The organism is Rathayibacter sp. Leaf296, from assembly GCF_001423045.1.
GTDB classification, from domain to species: Bacteria; Actinomycetota; Actinomycetes; order Actinomycetales; family Microbacteriaceae; genus Rathayibacter; species Rathayibacter caricis.
Genome location: NZ_LMNR01000001.1, coordinates 319,023 through 333,455, shown reverse-complemented (window position 1 = coordinate 333,455; position 14,433 = coordinate 319,023). Strand labels below are relative to the sequence as shown.

Here is a 14,433-nt window from a genome sequence, read left to right as displayed (position 1 = left end):
CGCGAGCTCGGCCGCGGTGAGTGCCGACACCGTGACTCCGGTGGCCTCGGCGATCGCCTCGGGCGTCGCACCCGCCTGCACCGTCTCGACGCCCGCGGGTGCGGGAACGGAGCCGACGGCGACCACCCGCGCGGCGCCCAGGCGGGCGAGCTCGGCGTCGAGCGGGCCCGGCTCCGGATCCGCCGTGGTGGACGCGACGTACTCGGCTGTCGGCCACACCAGCAGCGGCACACCCCACGTGATCGCGAGCTGCGCGGCGAGCGGGACGGACGCGGGCGCCTCCTCGGCGACGACCACCAGCGGTGCCTGCCTGAAGAGCGCCGCACTGGTCGCGAGGGCGTCGGCCGCGAGCACGACCGGACCGGCGGGCGCCGCGGTCGTGGTGCGCGGACGCTCCGGCGAGTCGGACTGCCGGTCGCCGTCGTCGGTTCCGGGAGTGCAGGCGCTGAGCAGCGGGAGGACCGGCATGACGGTGAGCCCCAGGACCACCCCGCGCCGCGAGAGCGCGCCTCTCGTGCGGATGCGACGGTCATCGGACGACATGGCGGTCCCCTCCGGTGCGAGCCGGTCGGCTCGTCTGCACACAGCTCTACTCTCGCAGGCGCGTGCGACACCGGGCCGCAGCAGACGCTCCGGGGAGCCACGTCCGCCGCGCGGGCGCCCCCTCCGTCACGAACGGCCGCGGCTCGGACGATCGCGCGGCCGTCTGCGACGGATCAGCCCCGCGGATCCGTCACGCACGCGGATGATCACGCCTCACCGCGCGAGAACGACCCGAACCCCCATCCGTCGCGAGAAGCCGTCGTCCGGGCGAAGGCGCGACCACTCGCGTCGGATGAACCGCACAAGCCCGCACGGCGGCCGGCGGAGCACCCCGAGCCCCGGGGAGGTCGGCGCCGGCATCCGCGATGCTCAGCCGTCACGAACGGCCGGGAAACCGGTGGACACGCGGCCGTTCGCGACGGATGAGTGCCGCCGGCCGGCCGCGCACGCCCGGTGGCGCGCAGTCCGCGCGGACGAAGGGCGGCTTCTGCGTCGTCGACTCCCTCCGTCACCAACGGCCGACCAGCACTCGTGGGGACGCCGTCGGCGACGGATGACGCTCACCGTCCCGTCATCCGTCACGGACGGCCGCCGAGTCGGCGGAGGGACGACCATCAGTGACGGATGAGCCCCGCGGTCCGGTCATCCGTCGCGAACCGTCGCCGAGGCTGTGGAGGGACGACCACCGGTGACGGATGAGTCCCCCGGTCCCGTCATCCGTCACGGACGGCCGGCGAGTCGGCGGAGGGACGACCATCAGTGACGGATGAGCCCCGCGGTCCGGTCATCCGTCACGAACGGTCGCCGAGTCGGCGGAGGGACGACCACCTGTGACGGATGAGTCCGGCGGCGCTCTCATCCGTCACGAACGGTCGGAAGAACGGCCGACGCGCGACCATCAGTGACGGGTCGCGCGAGGACGATGCGGGCTGCGGCCGTTCACGGACTTGGGCGGCCGCAGCCGGCGCGGTCGCTCAGACCGTGCGCGGCGCCTTCGCGAGGTTGGCCTCGAGCTCCGCGCTCGACTGCCGCACGCCGTAGGCGGGGCGGTCGCGCTCGACGCGCCACGACTCCGACAGCGGAGTGACGGTGACGGTGTCGAAGCCGAGCCGGTCGTAGAGGTCGGTCACGAAGTGCAGCGCCTCGGGGTAGTCGCTGGACGCGACGAGCGCGCGGCGCTGCGGGTCGCCGGCGGGGAAGCCGTCGGTGGTGATGTCGGCCGCCATGATGTGGTTGAAGGCCTTCACGATCTTCGACTCGGGCAGGTGCGCCTGCGCCATCTCGGCCGTGGTGGTGTCTCCCGCGTCGAGCGCGGAGATGCGACCGTCGCGCTCGAAGTAGTAGTTGTTCGTGTCGAGCACGATCTTGCCCGCGAGCGGGGCGACCGGCACCTGGTCGAGGTTCTTCAGCGGCACCGTCACCACGGCGACGTCCGCGGCCTCGGCCGCCTCCTGCGCCGTCGCGGCCCGCGCCCGAGGGCCGAGCTCCGCGATCAGGTCCGCGAGGGTCTCGGGTCCGCGGGAGTTCGCGATCACCACGTCGTCGCCCTGGCCGATGACCGCGCGAGCGATCTGGCTGCCGATGTTGCCTGCTCCGATGATTCCGTAAGTCGTCATACGGGCTTCAACGCACTCCCCGCGCATGTGTTCCCGTTCCCGAGCTTCTCGCACTGCGCGTTCAGGCCCCGGTCAGACCGCGACGTCCGCCTCACAGGAAGCGGATCGGAGTCAGCGCGCCTCCCCCGACAACCGCACCGCCAGCGCCGCGAACACCAGGCAGCCCAGCGCCGGCACCACGAGCGGCGCCAGCTGCCACGCCGACACCACGGTCAGCAGCAGCCCCCCGGCCAGCAGAGCGGAGCCACGCACGTCGCGCACCGAGCGCCGGGCGGCGGACCGCACGAGCGCCCCCCACCGCGACCCCGGCTCCCAGTCGGTCGCCGCGACGAGCACGACCACCGCGACCGCCGCGAGCAGCGCCGTGCAGACCACCGCCACCGCGACTCCGCCGGGCAGCACACCCGACGAGATCAGCACGAGGTCGGCGCCGAGCACCAGACCGGCGAGCGCCACGCCGGCCCCCACCGGCAGCACCCGGACGAACCCGGCACGGACGTCGGCCCAGACCAGCGCGAGCCCCGTCGCCTCGGCCAGCACGAAACGGCGGAGGTGGCGGATGCCCACGGCCAGCGCGAGCGGGATCGTCACGATCCCGAGCGACACGACCGCGACGATCAGTCCCGTGAACAGGACCTCCGCGAGGAGGGCGAAGCGGTCGGCGGCACCGGGCCAGCGCAGCCCGCTCCCGTCGGCGGCCGCGCGCCGGGCCGAGGCCGTCGCGCGCGAGCGCCGCTTCGACTCCCCTCGCTGGAGCGTCATGTCAGCCCTTCAGACCCTGCGTCGCCACCCCGTCGACGAGGAAGCGCTGGAAGATGATGAAGAAGATCAGCACCGGGAGCAGCGCGAGCACCGAGACGGCGATCGTCGCTCCGTAGTCGGACGCCGAGGTCTGGTCGTTGTAGACGCGCAGCGCCAGCGGCAGCGGCTGCTTGTCGGGGGTGTTCAGGTAGAGCAGCGGGCCGAGGAAGTCGTTCCAGCTCCAGATGAACGCGAAGATCGACGACGTGATCAGCGCGGGGCGGATCAGCGGGATCGTGATCGAGCCGAAGACCCGGATGTGGCCGGCCCCGTCGATCCGCGCGGCCTCGTCGAGCTCGCGGGGCAGGTTGCGGATGAACTGCACCATCAGGAAGACGAAGAACGCCTCGGTCGCCAGGAACTTGCCGATCAGCAGCGGCCAGTAGGTGTCCATCATGCCGAGGGTGCGGAAGATCGTGTACTGCGGGATCAGCAGCACGTGCATCGGCAGCAGCAGCGTGCCGATCATCAGCGCGAAGTAGAGCGGACGGCCGCGGAAGTCGAGCCGCGCGAAGGCGTAGGCCGCCATCGACGACGAGATCACGACTCCGATGACCGACCCGATCGCGAGCACCGTGGAGTTGAGGAAGAACTGCCACAGCGGCACTCCTCCCACTCCCGCGAAGACCTTCACGAAGTTGTCGATCGTGGGGTTCTGCGGCAGGAGCGACGTCTGGCCGCCGAACTCGCTGTTGGGCTTGAACGCCGCGGCGCCCATCCAGATCAGCGGGTAGAGGACGACCGCCGTCAGGGCGATCATCGCGACGATCCAGACGATCGTCGTCGCCTTGGGGCGCTTGCGGGCGGGACGCTTCTTCGGCGCCGGCTCGGTCAGCACCTGGGTGTCGGCCGAGGGAAGAGTGGTGTCGAAGGTGGTCATCGCGTGTCTCCCGAGTAGTGCACCCAGCTCTTCTGGGTCTTGAAGAGGACGAAGGCGAGGATGCCGACGAACAGCAGGAGGACCCAGGCCATCGCGGAGGCGTAGCCCATCTGGTTGTTCGTGAACGCACGGGTGTAGAGGTACACCGTGTAGAAGTTGGTCGCTCCGGCGGGGCCGCCGGTGCCGTTGCCGATGATGTACGCCGAGGCGAAGACCTGGAACGCGTTGATCATCTCGAGCAGCAGGTTGAAGAAGATGACCGGCGAGAGCATCGGCAGCGTGACGCTGCGGAACTTGCGCCAGAAGCCGGCGCCGTCCATCATCGCGGCCTCGTAGAGCTCGGCCGGGACCTGCTTGAGGCCGGCCAGGAAGATGACCATCGGGGCGCCGAACTGCCAGACCGCGAGGATGATCATCATCGGCAGGATGAGGGCCGGCACGCCGACCCAGCCGCCGAAGTCCATCCCGAAGACCTGCAGACCGGAGTCGACGGGGCCGTCGGTCGAGAACATCGCGCGCCACACGATCGCGATGCTGACGCTCGCTCCGATCAGCGACGGAGCGTAGAAGGCCGAGCGGAAGAATCCGGTGCCCTTGGCGGAGTAGTTGAGCAGCATCGCGACGACCAGCGCCGCGGCGAGCTTGACCGGCGTCCCGATGAACACGTACGCGAGGGTCAGCTGCACCGACTGGATGAACTTCGGGTCGCCGATCAGGCGCTCGAAGTTGGCCAGACCGACCCACTCGGGTGCGGTGAAGAGGTTGTAGTCCGTGAAGGCGAAGTAGAGGGACATCAGCATCGGGCCGAGCGTGAGCCCGACGAAGCCGATGAGCCAGGGGGACAGGAAGGCGTATCCGGCCAGGGTGTCGCGCTTGGGGCGGCGCCGCGGCCCGTCACCGGCCGGACGAGGAGTGCTCGTCCGGCCGGCGGTGGGCGCGACGCGACCGGTTGCGGCGGTGCCGCTCGGGGTCGACGTCGTCGTCATGGGTGATGCCTTTCCTGGCCGTCGGGATCGATCAGTTGCCGAGGGTGATGGCGGTCTCGTCGAAGAACTGCTGGACCGCCTCGTCGACGCTCACCGCACCCAGGCCCAGGCTGGTGCCCAGGTCGAGGAAGTTCGCCTCGATGGCGCCGTAGCCGGCGACCGGTGCGGCCGGGGCCTCTCCGATGCGGTCCGAGACCGACTCGAGGTAGTCGGAGACCTGCTTGTCCGGGCCCTCGAGGTTCGCGCCCTCGAGCTGGGCCGAGGAGGCGGGGATGCCGAGCGTGGCGCCGAAGATCTCGCCGACCTCGGGGCTGTTGATGAGGAAGTCGAGGAACGTGGCAGCCGCCTCGGGGTGCTCGGTGGCCGAGGAGATCGCCTGCATCAGGCCGACCTTCTGGTAGAGGTCCTTGGTGCCCTCGTCCGCGGTGGGCGGCGCGGTCATGACGATCTCGGAGGCTCCGGAGTCGCCGATGTAGCCGCCGAGGAAGTTGCTCCAGCTCATCTCGCTCGAGGCGATGCCGGCGCCGAAGCCGGACTTGGGCAGCAGCTCCTGGAGGCGCGCGGCCGGCACGCCGGTCGTGGTGCGCATCTCGTCGCCCTGCTCCCAGAACGCCGCGAGGTCGTCCTCGGTGAAGCCGAGCTCGCCGTCCTCGGTGAACAGCTCCTTGCCGTCGGCGCGCAGCTGCAGCTCGAAGTTCTGGATGCGGCCGGTGTAGTCGGTTCCGCCGTAGACGGCGCCGCCGGTCTTCTCGGTGACGTCCGCGACGTAGGCCGCGTAGTCCTCCCAGCTGCCGCCGCCCGGGTAGGGCTCGAGGCCGTTCGCGGTGAGGAGGTCCTGGTTCTGGAAGATCGCCCAGGCGCTGTAGCCGGTGGGGATCGCGTAGGTCGCGCCGTCGAGCTCGCCGGTCGCGAGGAGGTCCTCCGAGATGGTGCTCTCGTCGACGACGCCGCCGAAGTACTCGCTGAGGTCGCCCAGCAGGCCGTTGTCGCCGTACTGGCGGAGGTAGGTGTAGTCGAACTGCATCACGTCGGGCAGTCCGCCGCCGGCCGCCTCGGTCTGGCGCTTCTCCCAGTAGCCGGGGTAGTCCGTGAAGGTGGAGTTGATCGTGATGTTCGGGTGCTCCTCCTCGAACAGCGCGATGGCCTGGTCGTAGCGGGCGGCCCGGTCGTCGTTGCCCCAGAAGGTGTAGTCGAGCGTGATCTCCTCGTCGGGGTCGACGGTGGCGGAGCCGGAGGCACCCCCTCCGGAGCAGGCCGTCAGGCTGATCGCTGCGACGGCGGCGATCGCCGCGGCGGCGAGTCGTGTGCGCTTGGTGCTGAACATCATCGTCCTCTCGTGAACTTCCTCGTTCCAGTCCCGGAGCATTCGACCCGAACCTACCCGACATCTGTCGGGAGTCCGCATCGGCATGTGAAACGTTCCGGGAAAGCGTTTGCCCTACGATAGGTTCGATATCGGATGGACGTCAAGTAGCGGATCCGCGGCACCGTCGCCGCACCGCGGAAGGAGACCCCGATGCCCCAGTTCGACCTGCCCCTCGAGCTCCTCGAGGAGTACGCGCCCGAACTCGCCGAGCCCGAGGGCTTCGCCGACTTCTGGCGGAGCACCGTCGCCGAGGCCCGCGCGCTGGCCGTCGAGCCCGTGCTCGAGCAGGTCGACGCCGGATTCACGCTGCTGGACACCTTCGACGTCACGTTCTCGGGCTGGGGCGGCCACCCGATCCGCGCCTGGCTGATCCTCCCCCGCGGCGTCGAGGGCCCCCTCCCCGCCCTCGTGAGCTACATCGGCTACGGCGGCGGACGCGGGCAGCTGACCGAGTGGACCACCATGAGCGCCGCCGGCTACGCCCACCTCGTGATGGACACCCGCGGCCAGGGCACCGGACACCGCACCGGCGACACCCCCGACCCCGTCGGCAGCGGTCCGCACGCCAACGGCTTCATGACCCAGGGCATCGCCTCGCCGGAGGAGTACTACTACCGCCGCGTCTTCACCGACGCCGTCCGCGCCCTCGACGTGCTGCGCGCGCACCCGTCCGTCGACCCGTCGCGGGTAGCGATCTCGGGCGGCAGCCAGGGCGGAGGGATCTGCCTCGCGGTCGCGGGCATCCTCGGGATGCTCGACGAGTCCTCGTCGGCGCAGGCCGCGATCATCGACGTGCCGTTCCTCAGCCACATGCGCCACGCCACGCGGATCATCGACACGATGCCGTACGGCGAGATCGTGAAGTACCTGCGGATCCACCGCGGCTCCGAGGAGCGAGTCTTCGCCACCCTCGCCTACTTCGACGGCACGTCCTTCGCGCCGCACGCCCGGATCCCCGCGATGTTCTCGGTGGGCCTGCTCGACGACATCTGCCCGCCGTCGACGGTGTACGCCTCCTACAACCGCTACACGGGCCCGCGCGAGATGCGGATCTACCCGTACAACGGGCACGAGCAGGGCGAGGCGTTCCAGATCGCCGAGCACCTCGCGTTCCTGGCGCGGCAGCTGGGCTGAGGGGTCAGGGGGACGACCGGAGCCGCATCGCCGCGCCGATCCGCTCCTCCAGATCGGAGAGCTCGAGGAGCACGTCGGTGGCGACCCACGCCTGATCGCGCGTCCTCTCGGTGAGCGGGAGGAGGACTCCGGCGTCGACGAGCTGCTTCACGGCGGAGCCGACGCTGGACGCCGCCCGACCGGTGATCGCCCGCGCACGCGCAGTCGTCAGGACGGGATCGTCGAGGAGCGCGTCGAGCAGGAGAGCCGCAGAGCTCCCTGCGCGCGGAGCGACCTCCCGAGCCCAGAGACCGGGGAGCCGCTCGATCTGCTCGGCGGTGCGGCCCGCCTCCTCCGCCGCGACGAGACCCGCGGTGGCGAGCTCCTGGACGAACGGGGCGAGGGAGCCCTGGCGGTACTCGTTCACCAGGGAGAAGTACCGCGAGCGCCGGGCCGCGAGCGCGGACGCGATCGGCACGACGACCGTGGTCGTCAGACCCCGCCGGCGCAGGATCGCGGTGATCAGCGCCCGGCCGATCCTGCCGTTCCCGTCGGTGAAGGGATGCACCGACTCGAACTGCGCGTGGGCGATCGCCGCCTGGACGATCGGGTCGACGTCGTCCCTGTTCGCGAAGGCGAGCAGATCCGTCATGTACTCGGGCACGGCGCCCGGAGGCGGAGGGACGTGGATCGCGTCGCGGGGCGAGTAGTCGCTCCCGCCGATCCAGTTCTGCATCGTCCGGTAGGTGCCCGCGTACCGTCCGTCCATCGGGTCGTCCGCGAGGAGCGTCTTGTGCGCCGCGAGCAGGGCCTCCTCCTCGATCGTGCCGGAGCGGCCCGCGCGGTCGACCATCGTCGTCAGCGCCTCCGTCGCGGCCACCATCGACAGCGCGCCCGCGTTCGCACGACTCCCGACCGTCGCCCGCGCGTAGTCCTCGAGGGTCGCATCGACCCGCTCGATCCTCGACGACGAGACGGCCTCCGTGCGCAGCAGGAGCCGGCCGAAGGCTCCGAGCCGGTTCCCGTGCCGCGCGTCGAGACCGATGATCGCCCGACGCGCCGCGTCGAGCTCCTGCTGCAGCTCGACTCCGGCGTCCCAGGTCGGCCCGGCGAGGAGCGGCGGGAGCGAGACGACGACCTCGGACAGCGTCCTGTCCGCGCGCGATCCTGCGCGAGCGGCCTGCCGCCACGGCCGCGTCTCGGATCGATGCGCGGGCCACTCGGTCGCCGATGCCATGGACGCACCCCTCTCGCAACCCGAATCACCGCAGGAGATGATTCGGGTTGACTCTACAACCCGAATCATCTCAGGCGATGATTCGGGTTGTGGACGCGACACCGACGCCCGACACTCGTCGTTGTATGACGCCCCGCGTCGGGCACCCGCCGAGTCCTCCGGAGCGTCGGGCACTATCGTGCCCATGACCCGCCAGATCCGCTTCAACGCCTTCGACATGAACTGCGTCGCCCACCAGTCCTCCGGCATGTGGCGCCACCCCCAGGACCAGTCCTGGCGCTACAAGGACCTCTCGTACTGGACCGAGCTCGCGAAGCTCCTCGAGCGCGGCACGTTCGACGGCATCTTCATCGCCGACGTCCTCGGCACCTACGACGTGTACGGAGGCTCCAACGAGGCCGCCATCCGCCACGGCGCGCAGGTCCCCGTCAACGACCCGATCCTGCTCGTCTCGGCGATGGCCGCCGCGACCGAGCACCTCGGCTTCGGCATCACCGCGGGAACCGCCTACGAGCACCCGTACCCGTTCGCGCGCCGCATGTCGACGCTCGACCACCTGACCAAGGGCCGCGTCGGCTGGAACGTCGTCACCGGCTACCTGCCCAGCGCCGCGCGCAACATGGGCCACGAGGACCAGCTCGAGCACGACGACCGCTACGACGTGGCCGACGAGTACCTCGAGGTGCTCTACAAGCTGTGGGAGGGCTCGTGGGAGGACGACGCGGTCGTCCGCGACCGCGAGTCCGGAGTCTTCACCGACCCGTCGAAGGTGCACGAGATCGGGCACCGCGGCAAGAACTTCACCGTGCCCGGCATCCACCTCTCGGAGCCGTCGCTGCAGCGCACCCCGGTGATCTACCAGGCCGGAGCGTCGCCGCGCGGGGTCCGCTTCGCGGCGGGCAACGCGGAGGCGATCTTCGTCGCGTCCTCGACGAAGGCGGGCCTGACGGCCACCGTCTCCCGGATCCGCGACGCGCTCGAGGCCGCGGGCCGCGACCGCTACTCCGCCAAGATCTACACGCTGCTGACGATCATCACCGCCGAGACCAGCGAGGCCGCGCACGAGAAGCACCGCGACTTCCTCTCGTACACGAGCGAGGAGGGCGCGCTGGTCTTCATGTCGGGCTGGATGGGCATCGACCTGTCGCAGTACGACCTCGACGAGCCGATCGGCAACGTGAAGAGCAACGCGATCCAGTCGGCCGTCGCCAACTTCCAGGAGGCGAACGAGGACGGCAGCGAGTGGAAGGTCCGCGACATCGCCAAGCTCAGCGTCATCGGCGGACTCGGCCCGTTCGTCGTCGGCTCGCCGACCGAGGTGGCCGACCACCTGCAGGAGTGGGTCGAGGAGACCGACGTCGACGGGTTCAACCTCGCCTACGCGATCACGCCCGGCACCTTCGAGGACGTCGTCGAGTTCATCGTCCCGGAGCTGCGGCGCCGCGGCGCCTACCCCGACGAGTACGTCGAGGGCAGCCTCCGCAACAAGCTGCACGGGCGCGGCGACCGCCTGCCGTCGGAGCACCTGGGCGCGGGCTTCCGGTACCAGGCGGCCGCGACTCCGGCCTGACCTCGGGTCAGCTCCGGCTCGCGAGACCTCGTCCGGCTCGCAGGATCACGCGATTCCTGCGAGCCGGACGCGTTCCTGCGAGCCGAAGGTCTCCCCGAGCCCCGGGCGCCTCACTCCGCCTCGCAGCGCAGAACTCCCCCGTCGACCCGCAGCACAGTCGCGCGCACGTGGCTCCGCCGCCTCGCCCGATCGGCCGGCACGTCGGCCAGCTCCGCCCCGTCCCACCCCGGATGGGTGAAGTACACGATCAGCGCCGACTCCGCGTCGAGCCCCACCACGTCCGCGTGGCGCCCCACGACCGGCCGATCCCTAAGCCGCTCCGGCGCCGTCAGGATCAGCCCCTGCCGCTCCCAGCCGCCGACCCCGTCCGGAGAGGAGTGCACGGCCAGGCCGCGCCACTCGTCCGTGATCATCCAGTAGCGCCCGCCCAGCGCGAACACCTTCGGCCCTTCGTGCGCCCGTCCGCCGATCGCGAGCCCCTCGACCCGCCACGACGCCGGATCGAACGGGTCGTCCGACACCGCCGCCCACGTCGTCGAGTCCTGCTCCTCGTCCTTGTACCAGAGCCGCCAGCGGCCGTCGCCGCACCGCGCGATCGCCGCGTCGATGACCCGGTCCGAGCCGACGTCGACGGTGCCCAGGCGCGTCCACGAGACGAGGTCGTCGCTCGCGAACTGCACGAGGGACGCGCGCCCGGTCCAGTCCGAGCGCACGCCCTCGATCCAGCTGAGCGTCATCAGGTAGCGGCCGTCGATCCGCACGATGTCGGGCGCCCACTGCGTCGACGGGTCCGGGGCGCCGGCGGGATCGAGGCCGTCGACCGTGTCGAAGTACCGCCACGACGCGCCGTCCGCCGACTCCGCGACTCCGATGCGCGTGCCGTGCACCCACTCGACGCCGGGCAGGTCCAGGGCGGCCCGGCGCTGCGTGGAGAACAGGCGCCACGAGCCGTCGGGCGCCTGCACGAGCACGGGATCGGTCGGGCCGTCGAGCAGCGGGTCCTCGTAGGGGGTGCTGAAGGCGTCGGGGCGCAGCGCCGTCACCAGGCGGCCCCGATCGCCTCCGCCTCGAGCTCGCCGTCGGCGACGAGCACCTGCCAGCGCCAGCGCGCCGACTCGGCGGGCGGCAGGGTCCAGACCTCGTGGAAGAACGGCGCGGCGCACAGCATCGGCGTGCCCTCGCTGCGCACGAACCACGGAGTGGGCGCCACCGGATTCGCGGAGTCGGCGCGCATCGCGACGGTGACGCCCGCGCCGACCAGCGCGAGCCACTCCTCAGCTCGCCCCATCGCGTCGGCGCTCTCGCCGTGCGGGGCGAGCACGCGGGCCCCGTCGAGGCACGGCGCCGCCCGGAGGAAGAGCCCGCCGTAGCCCGCTCCCGGACGGCCGGCCGTGGTCGGCGAACCGAAGCCGAGCAGCCGCTCCGTCTGCGACGTCCACTCGCTGACGACCTCGAGCACCGTCGCGGTGGGCCCCTCGTGCACGGTCAGCCGGCGCTCCTCCTCGAGGAACCGGCGGCCCCCGGCGTCGTACCAGCCGACCCGCAGCCGCACGCCGTCGTGCTCCTCCGACACCGACTCGACGAGCTGGGACCCGTTGTTGTCGAGCTGGCGGTAGCCGTCTCCGGGCACCCAGGTGACGCCGCCCCAGAGGTTGATCTCGTCGGGCTCGTCGCCGATGCGGATGTTCGACACGGCGAGCGAGAGGCCGTGGTGCCAGTCGTGGTCGGCCGGGCGCAGATCCGAGACGACGACTCCGGAGGGGGTGCGCAGCGGATGCACGAACGGGCGCGGCGACTCTACGTGGCGCGGCGACTCCTCGGCGAGCACGAGGACGCCGAGGCCCGCGGGCAGCTCCACGGCGCTCATCGGCGCTGGTCCTGCACGTCGGCGCGCATCGAGCCGCGCAGCGCGGGATCGGCGAGCTCGTCGATCCGCACGGGGCCGCCGCGGGTGCTCGAGAGGTAGAGGGCGGCGACGATCTCGAGCGAGCGGGCCGCTCCGGAGGCGACGTCGGGCAGCGGCCCGCCCGTCGCGATCGCGTCGTACACGGCGTCGAGGTAGGGCGCGTGGCCGCTGGGCACGTCCTCGTCGTCGGGGAACGCCCAGGCCTCCGCCTCCTCCGGCGCGACCTCTCGCGACGGGGTGATGCGCCAGTGGGTGCGACCGTGGCCGTAGAGGTGCTCGACCTCGATCGTGGCGCGCTCGGTGTCGAGGCGGATCGCGCTGACCTCGCGCGGCGAGACGGCCGACGTGAGCACCGACGCGACGGCTCCGGAGGCGAAGCGGAGCACGCCCGTCGAGACGTCCTCCGTCTCGATGTCGCGCGCCTCGCGCCAGGCCTGACCGGTCACCTCGACGACGTCGCCGACGAGGTGCGCGAGCAGGTCGATCTGGTGGATGCCGTGGCCGAGGGTGGTGCCGCCGCCCTCCGACTCCCAGGTGCCGCGCCAGGGCACGGCGAAGTAGGCGGGGTCGCGGTACCAGAGGGTGTCGCAGCGGGCGACGAGCACGCGGCCGAGCACTCCGGAGTCGAGCAGCCGCTTCACGTGCGCGGCGGCGGTGCCGGTGCGCTGCTGGAAGACGACGGCGAGGAGGCGACCGGCGGCGTCGGCCGCGGCGGTCATCCGGTCGACCTCGGCGAGCGAGAGGGCCGGCGGCTTCTCGACGACGACGTTCGCGCCCCGGGCGAAGGCGGCCTCGGCTTGCGCGGCGTGCACGGCGGGCGGGGTGCAGAGGTGCACGACGTCGACCTCGGGCAGGTCTTCGATGCTCGTGCCGTGCGCGGGGATGGCGTAACGCTCGGCGAACTCGGCGGCGCGGCCCGGGTCGGTGTCGACGGCGGCGACGAGGCGCACGTCGGCGCGGGCGGCGAGGGCCTGCGCGTGGAGGTGGGCGACCGCGCCCGTCCCGACGAGGGCGGCGCGGAGGAGGGGGGCGGCGGTCATGGCGTCCTTGCGGCGATCGACGGTGATGCGGAGTCCCGATGCTACCCGGGATCCGCGGCCGGTGGAAAGCGCATTCCGGCCTCGCCGGGACGACTGAGGGGCGGGGTGGCGTCCACAACGAAGGAAGGATGTCCGTCCGCCGCCGGAATCCTGCGGATCCCGGGAGGCTCTCTTCCGCATCCTTCCTTCGTGGTGAACGCGTCGAGCCGCTCAGCCCGGGAACGCCTCCGTGTACAGCGCCTCGAGCTCGGGCGAGTCCTCGCCGCTCAGCCCGCAGGTCGAGATCACGCCGTCGCGGGTGGCGAGCAGGTAGGTCGCGCCCTCGGCGAACTGCAGAGGCTCGCCGTCGATCGCCGTGCCGCCGCCCTGGGGCGCCGTCACCGTGTCGCCGACCTCGCCGTGCAGCACATCGAGGACCGACAGCGTCACGACGTCCCCGTCGATCCCGGTCACCTCGGCGCGGAAGGCGGTGTCGGAGTCGGCGATCGCCTCGGCCGTCACCACCGCGCACATCGCACTGAGGCCGCTGCCGGCCGGCGGCTGGTCGAGACGGGTCGGCGCGGAGCCGGGACCGAGCGCCAGGGTGAGCGCGACGGCGGCGGCCGCGAGCCCTCCGGCGAGCGCGCCGAGTCCGGCGAAGAGGGGCGCCCGGCGACGGGCGGTCGTGCGGGCGGGAGTGGTGGCGGGCTTCTGGGTCATGGCGTCCTCCGCAAGTCGGGCGAGCTGGTCGTCGCGCAGGGGCGCGAGCGACGAGGCGGGGTCGGCGGCGCGGATGAGCCGGCGCAGCTCGTGCGCATCAGGATCGGTCATCGTCCGCTCCCCTCCTCTTCCCCTGCATGTCCGGCGGTGCCGCCGGTCTTACTCCAGAGAGCCGCGAATCTCGCCCGGGCCCGGTGCAGCCGCACCGAGACGGCACCCGGGGTCGCTTCGAGCACCTGCGCGATCTCGCGGGGGGCGAGCTCCTCCCAGACCGAGAGCCGGAGCAGCTCGGCGTCGGCGGGCTTCAACTGCGCGAGGACGCGCGAGACGGCGTCGGCGGTGCCGTCGTCGGGCTCGGGTCCGGTGTCCCGCGGCGGATCGACGACCAGGATGCGGTGCGCCAGCCTGTCCTGCCGCCGGCGACCGCGCTCGGCGTTGGCGAGCTGCAGGCGGGCGACCCCGATCGCCCAGGCGATCTCCTCCTCCGGCACGGCGTCGATCCGGCGCCACAGCACGATCATCGTCTCGGACAGGACGTCGTCGGCCGTCGCGGCGTCGGTCCGCCTCAGGAGGTAGCGGCGCACCGGATCCGCGGTCCGGGCGACCAGCGCCTCGAACCGCTCTCGTCGCTCGTCGGCGGGAGGCATCTGCACAGTCTTCCCTGTCCGGGTCCGCC

General features: G+C 71.8%; 14 protein-coding genes. 2 read left to right on the top strand and 12 right to left on the bottom strand.

Features of this window, described 5'->3' with window-relative positions; genetic code table 11:
- The 6 genes from ASF46_RS19315 to ASF46_RS01395 form a co-directional block, all read right to left on the bottom strand.
- Nucleotides 1–543, bottom strand: a 543-nt coding sequence (locus ASF46_RS19315; protein ID WP_056866119.1) for a hypothetical protein, incomplete at its 3' end; no start/stop codon positions are given.
- A gap of 974 nt (nt 544–1,517) precedes the next feature.
- A complete protein-coding gene (locus ASF46_RS01415) occupies nt 1,518–2,213 on the bottom strand; it encodes an NADPH-dependent F420 reductase (RefSeq protein ID WP_268788636.1) in 696 nt (231 codons plus the stop codon).
- A gap of 57 nt (nt 2,214–2,270) precedes the next feature.
- The gene (locus tag ASF46_RS01410) at nt 2,271–2,921 is read right to left on the bottom strand and encodes a hypothetical protein (RefSeq protein WP_056866117.1); all 651 of its coding nucleotides are present in this window, start codon (nt 2,919–2,921) and stop codon (nt 2,271–2,273) included.
- Between the two features lies 1 nt (nt 2,922).
- Nucleotides 2,923–3,840, bottom strand: a complete 918-nt coding sequence (locus ASF46_RS01405) for a carbohydrate ABC transporter permease (RefSeq protein WP_055785571.1) — start codon at nt 3,838–3,840, stop codon at nt 2,923–2,925.
- Entirely contained in the window at nt 3,837–4,826 is a 990-nt protein-coding gene (locus ASF46_RS01400) for a carbohydrate ABC transporter permease (protein WP_056866116.1), read from the bottom strand. Before ASF46_RS01400 ends, ASF46_RS01405 begins: the two co-directional genes overlap by 4 nt.
- A gap of 31 nt (nt 4,827–4,857) precedes the next feature.
- Nucleotides 4,858–6,153, bottom strand: a complete 1,296-nt coding sequence (locus ASF46_RS01395) for an ABC transporter substrate-binding protein (RefSeq protein WP_235576822.1) — start codon at nt 6,151–6,153, stop codon at nt 4,858–4,860.
- Nucleotides 6,154–6,342: 189 nt separating this feature from the next.
- Here ASF46_RS01395 and ASF46_RS01390 point away from each other — a divergent pair, with 189 nt between their 5' ends.
- Nucleotides 6,343–7,326, top strand: coding sequence for an acetylxylan esterase (locus ASF46_RS01390; protein WP_056866115.1), 984 nt, complete (start codon nt 6,343–6,345; stop codon nt 7,324–7,326).
- A gap of 4 nt (nt 7,327–7,330) precedes the next feature.
- On the opposite strand, the gene ASF46_RS01385 is transcribed toward ASF46_RS01390, so the two are convergent.
- Nucleotides 7,331–8,542, bottom strand: a complete 1,212-nt coding sequence (locus tag ASF46_RS01385; protein ID WP_056866114.1) for a Fic family protein — start codon at nt 8,540–8,542, stop codon at nt 7,331–7,333.
- Nucleotides 8,543–8,726: 184 nt separating this feature from the next.
- Here ASF46_RS01385 and ASF46_RS01380 point away from each other — a divergent pair, with 184 nt between their 5' ends.
- Nucleotides 8,727–10,112, top strand: coding sequence for an LLM class flavin-dependent oxidoreductase (locus tag ASF46_RS01380; RefSeq protein WP_056866113.1), 1,386 nt, complete (start codon nt 8,727–8,729; stop codon nt 10,110–10,112).
- Nucleotides 10,113–10,222: 110 nt separating this feature from the next.
- Here the strand turns inward: ASF46_RS01380 and ASF46_RS01375 are convergent, their stop codons facing one another.
- The 5 genes from ASF46_RS01375 to ASF46_RS01355 form a co-directional block, all read right to left on the bottom strand.
- The gene (locus ASF46_RS01375) at nt 10,223–11,155 is read right to left on the bottom strand and encodes a family 43 glycosylhydrolase (protein ID WP_056866112.1); all 933 of its coding nucleotides are present in this window, start codon (nt 11,153–11,155) and stop codon (nt 10,223–10,225) included.
- Complete coding sequence (locus ASF46_RS01370; protein WP_056866111.1) at nt 11,152–11,979, bottom strand: PmoA family protein; 828 nt, start codon at nt 11,977–11,979, stop codon at nt 11,152–11,154. The genes ASF46_RS01375 and ASF46_RS01370 overlap by 4 nt, the downstream gene beginning before the upstream one ends.
- Entirely contained in the window at nt 11,976–13,058 is a 1,083-nt protein-coding gene (locus ASF46_RS01365) for a Gfo/Idh/MocA family protein (RefSeq protein ID WP_056866110.1), read from the bottom strand. Before ASF46_RS01365 ends, ASF46_RS01370 begins: the two co-directional genes overlap by 4 nt.
- 210 nt (nt 13,059–13,268) lie before the next feature.
- Entirely contained in the window at nt 13,269–13,868 is a 600-nt protein-coding gene (locus ASF46_RS01360) for a hypothetical protein (protein WP_056866109.1), read from the bottom strand.
- Entirely contained in the window at nt 13,865–14,404 is a 540-nt protein-coding gene (locus ASF46_RS01355; protein ID WP_056866108.1) for an RNA polymerase sigma factor, read from the bottom strand. Before ASF46_RS01355 ends, ASF46_RS01360 begins: the two co-directional genes overlap by 4 nt.
- Nucleotides 14,405–14,433: the final 29 nt, after the last annotated feature.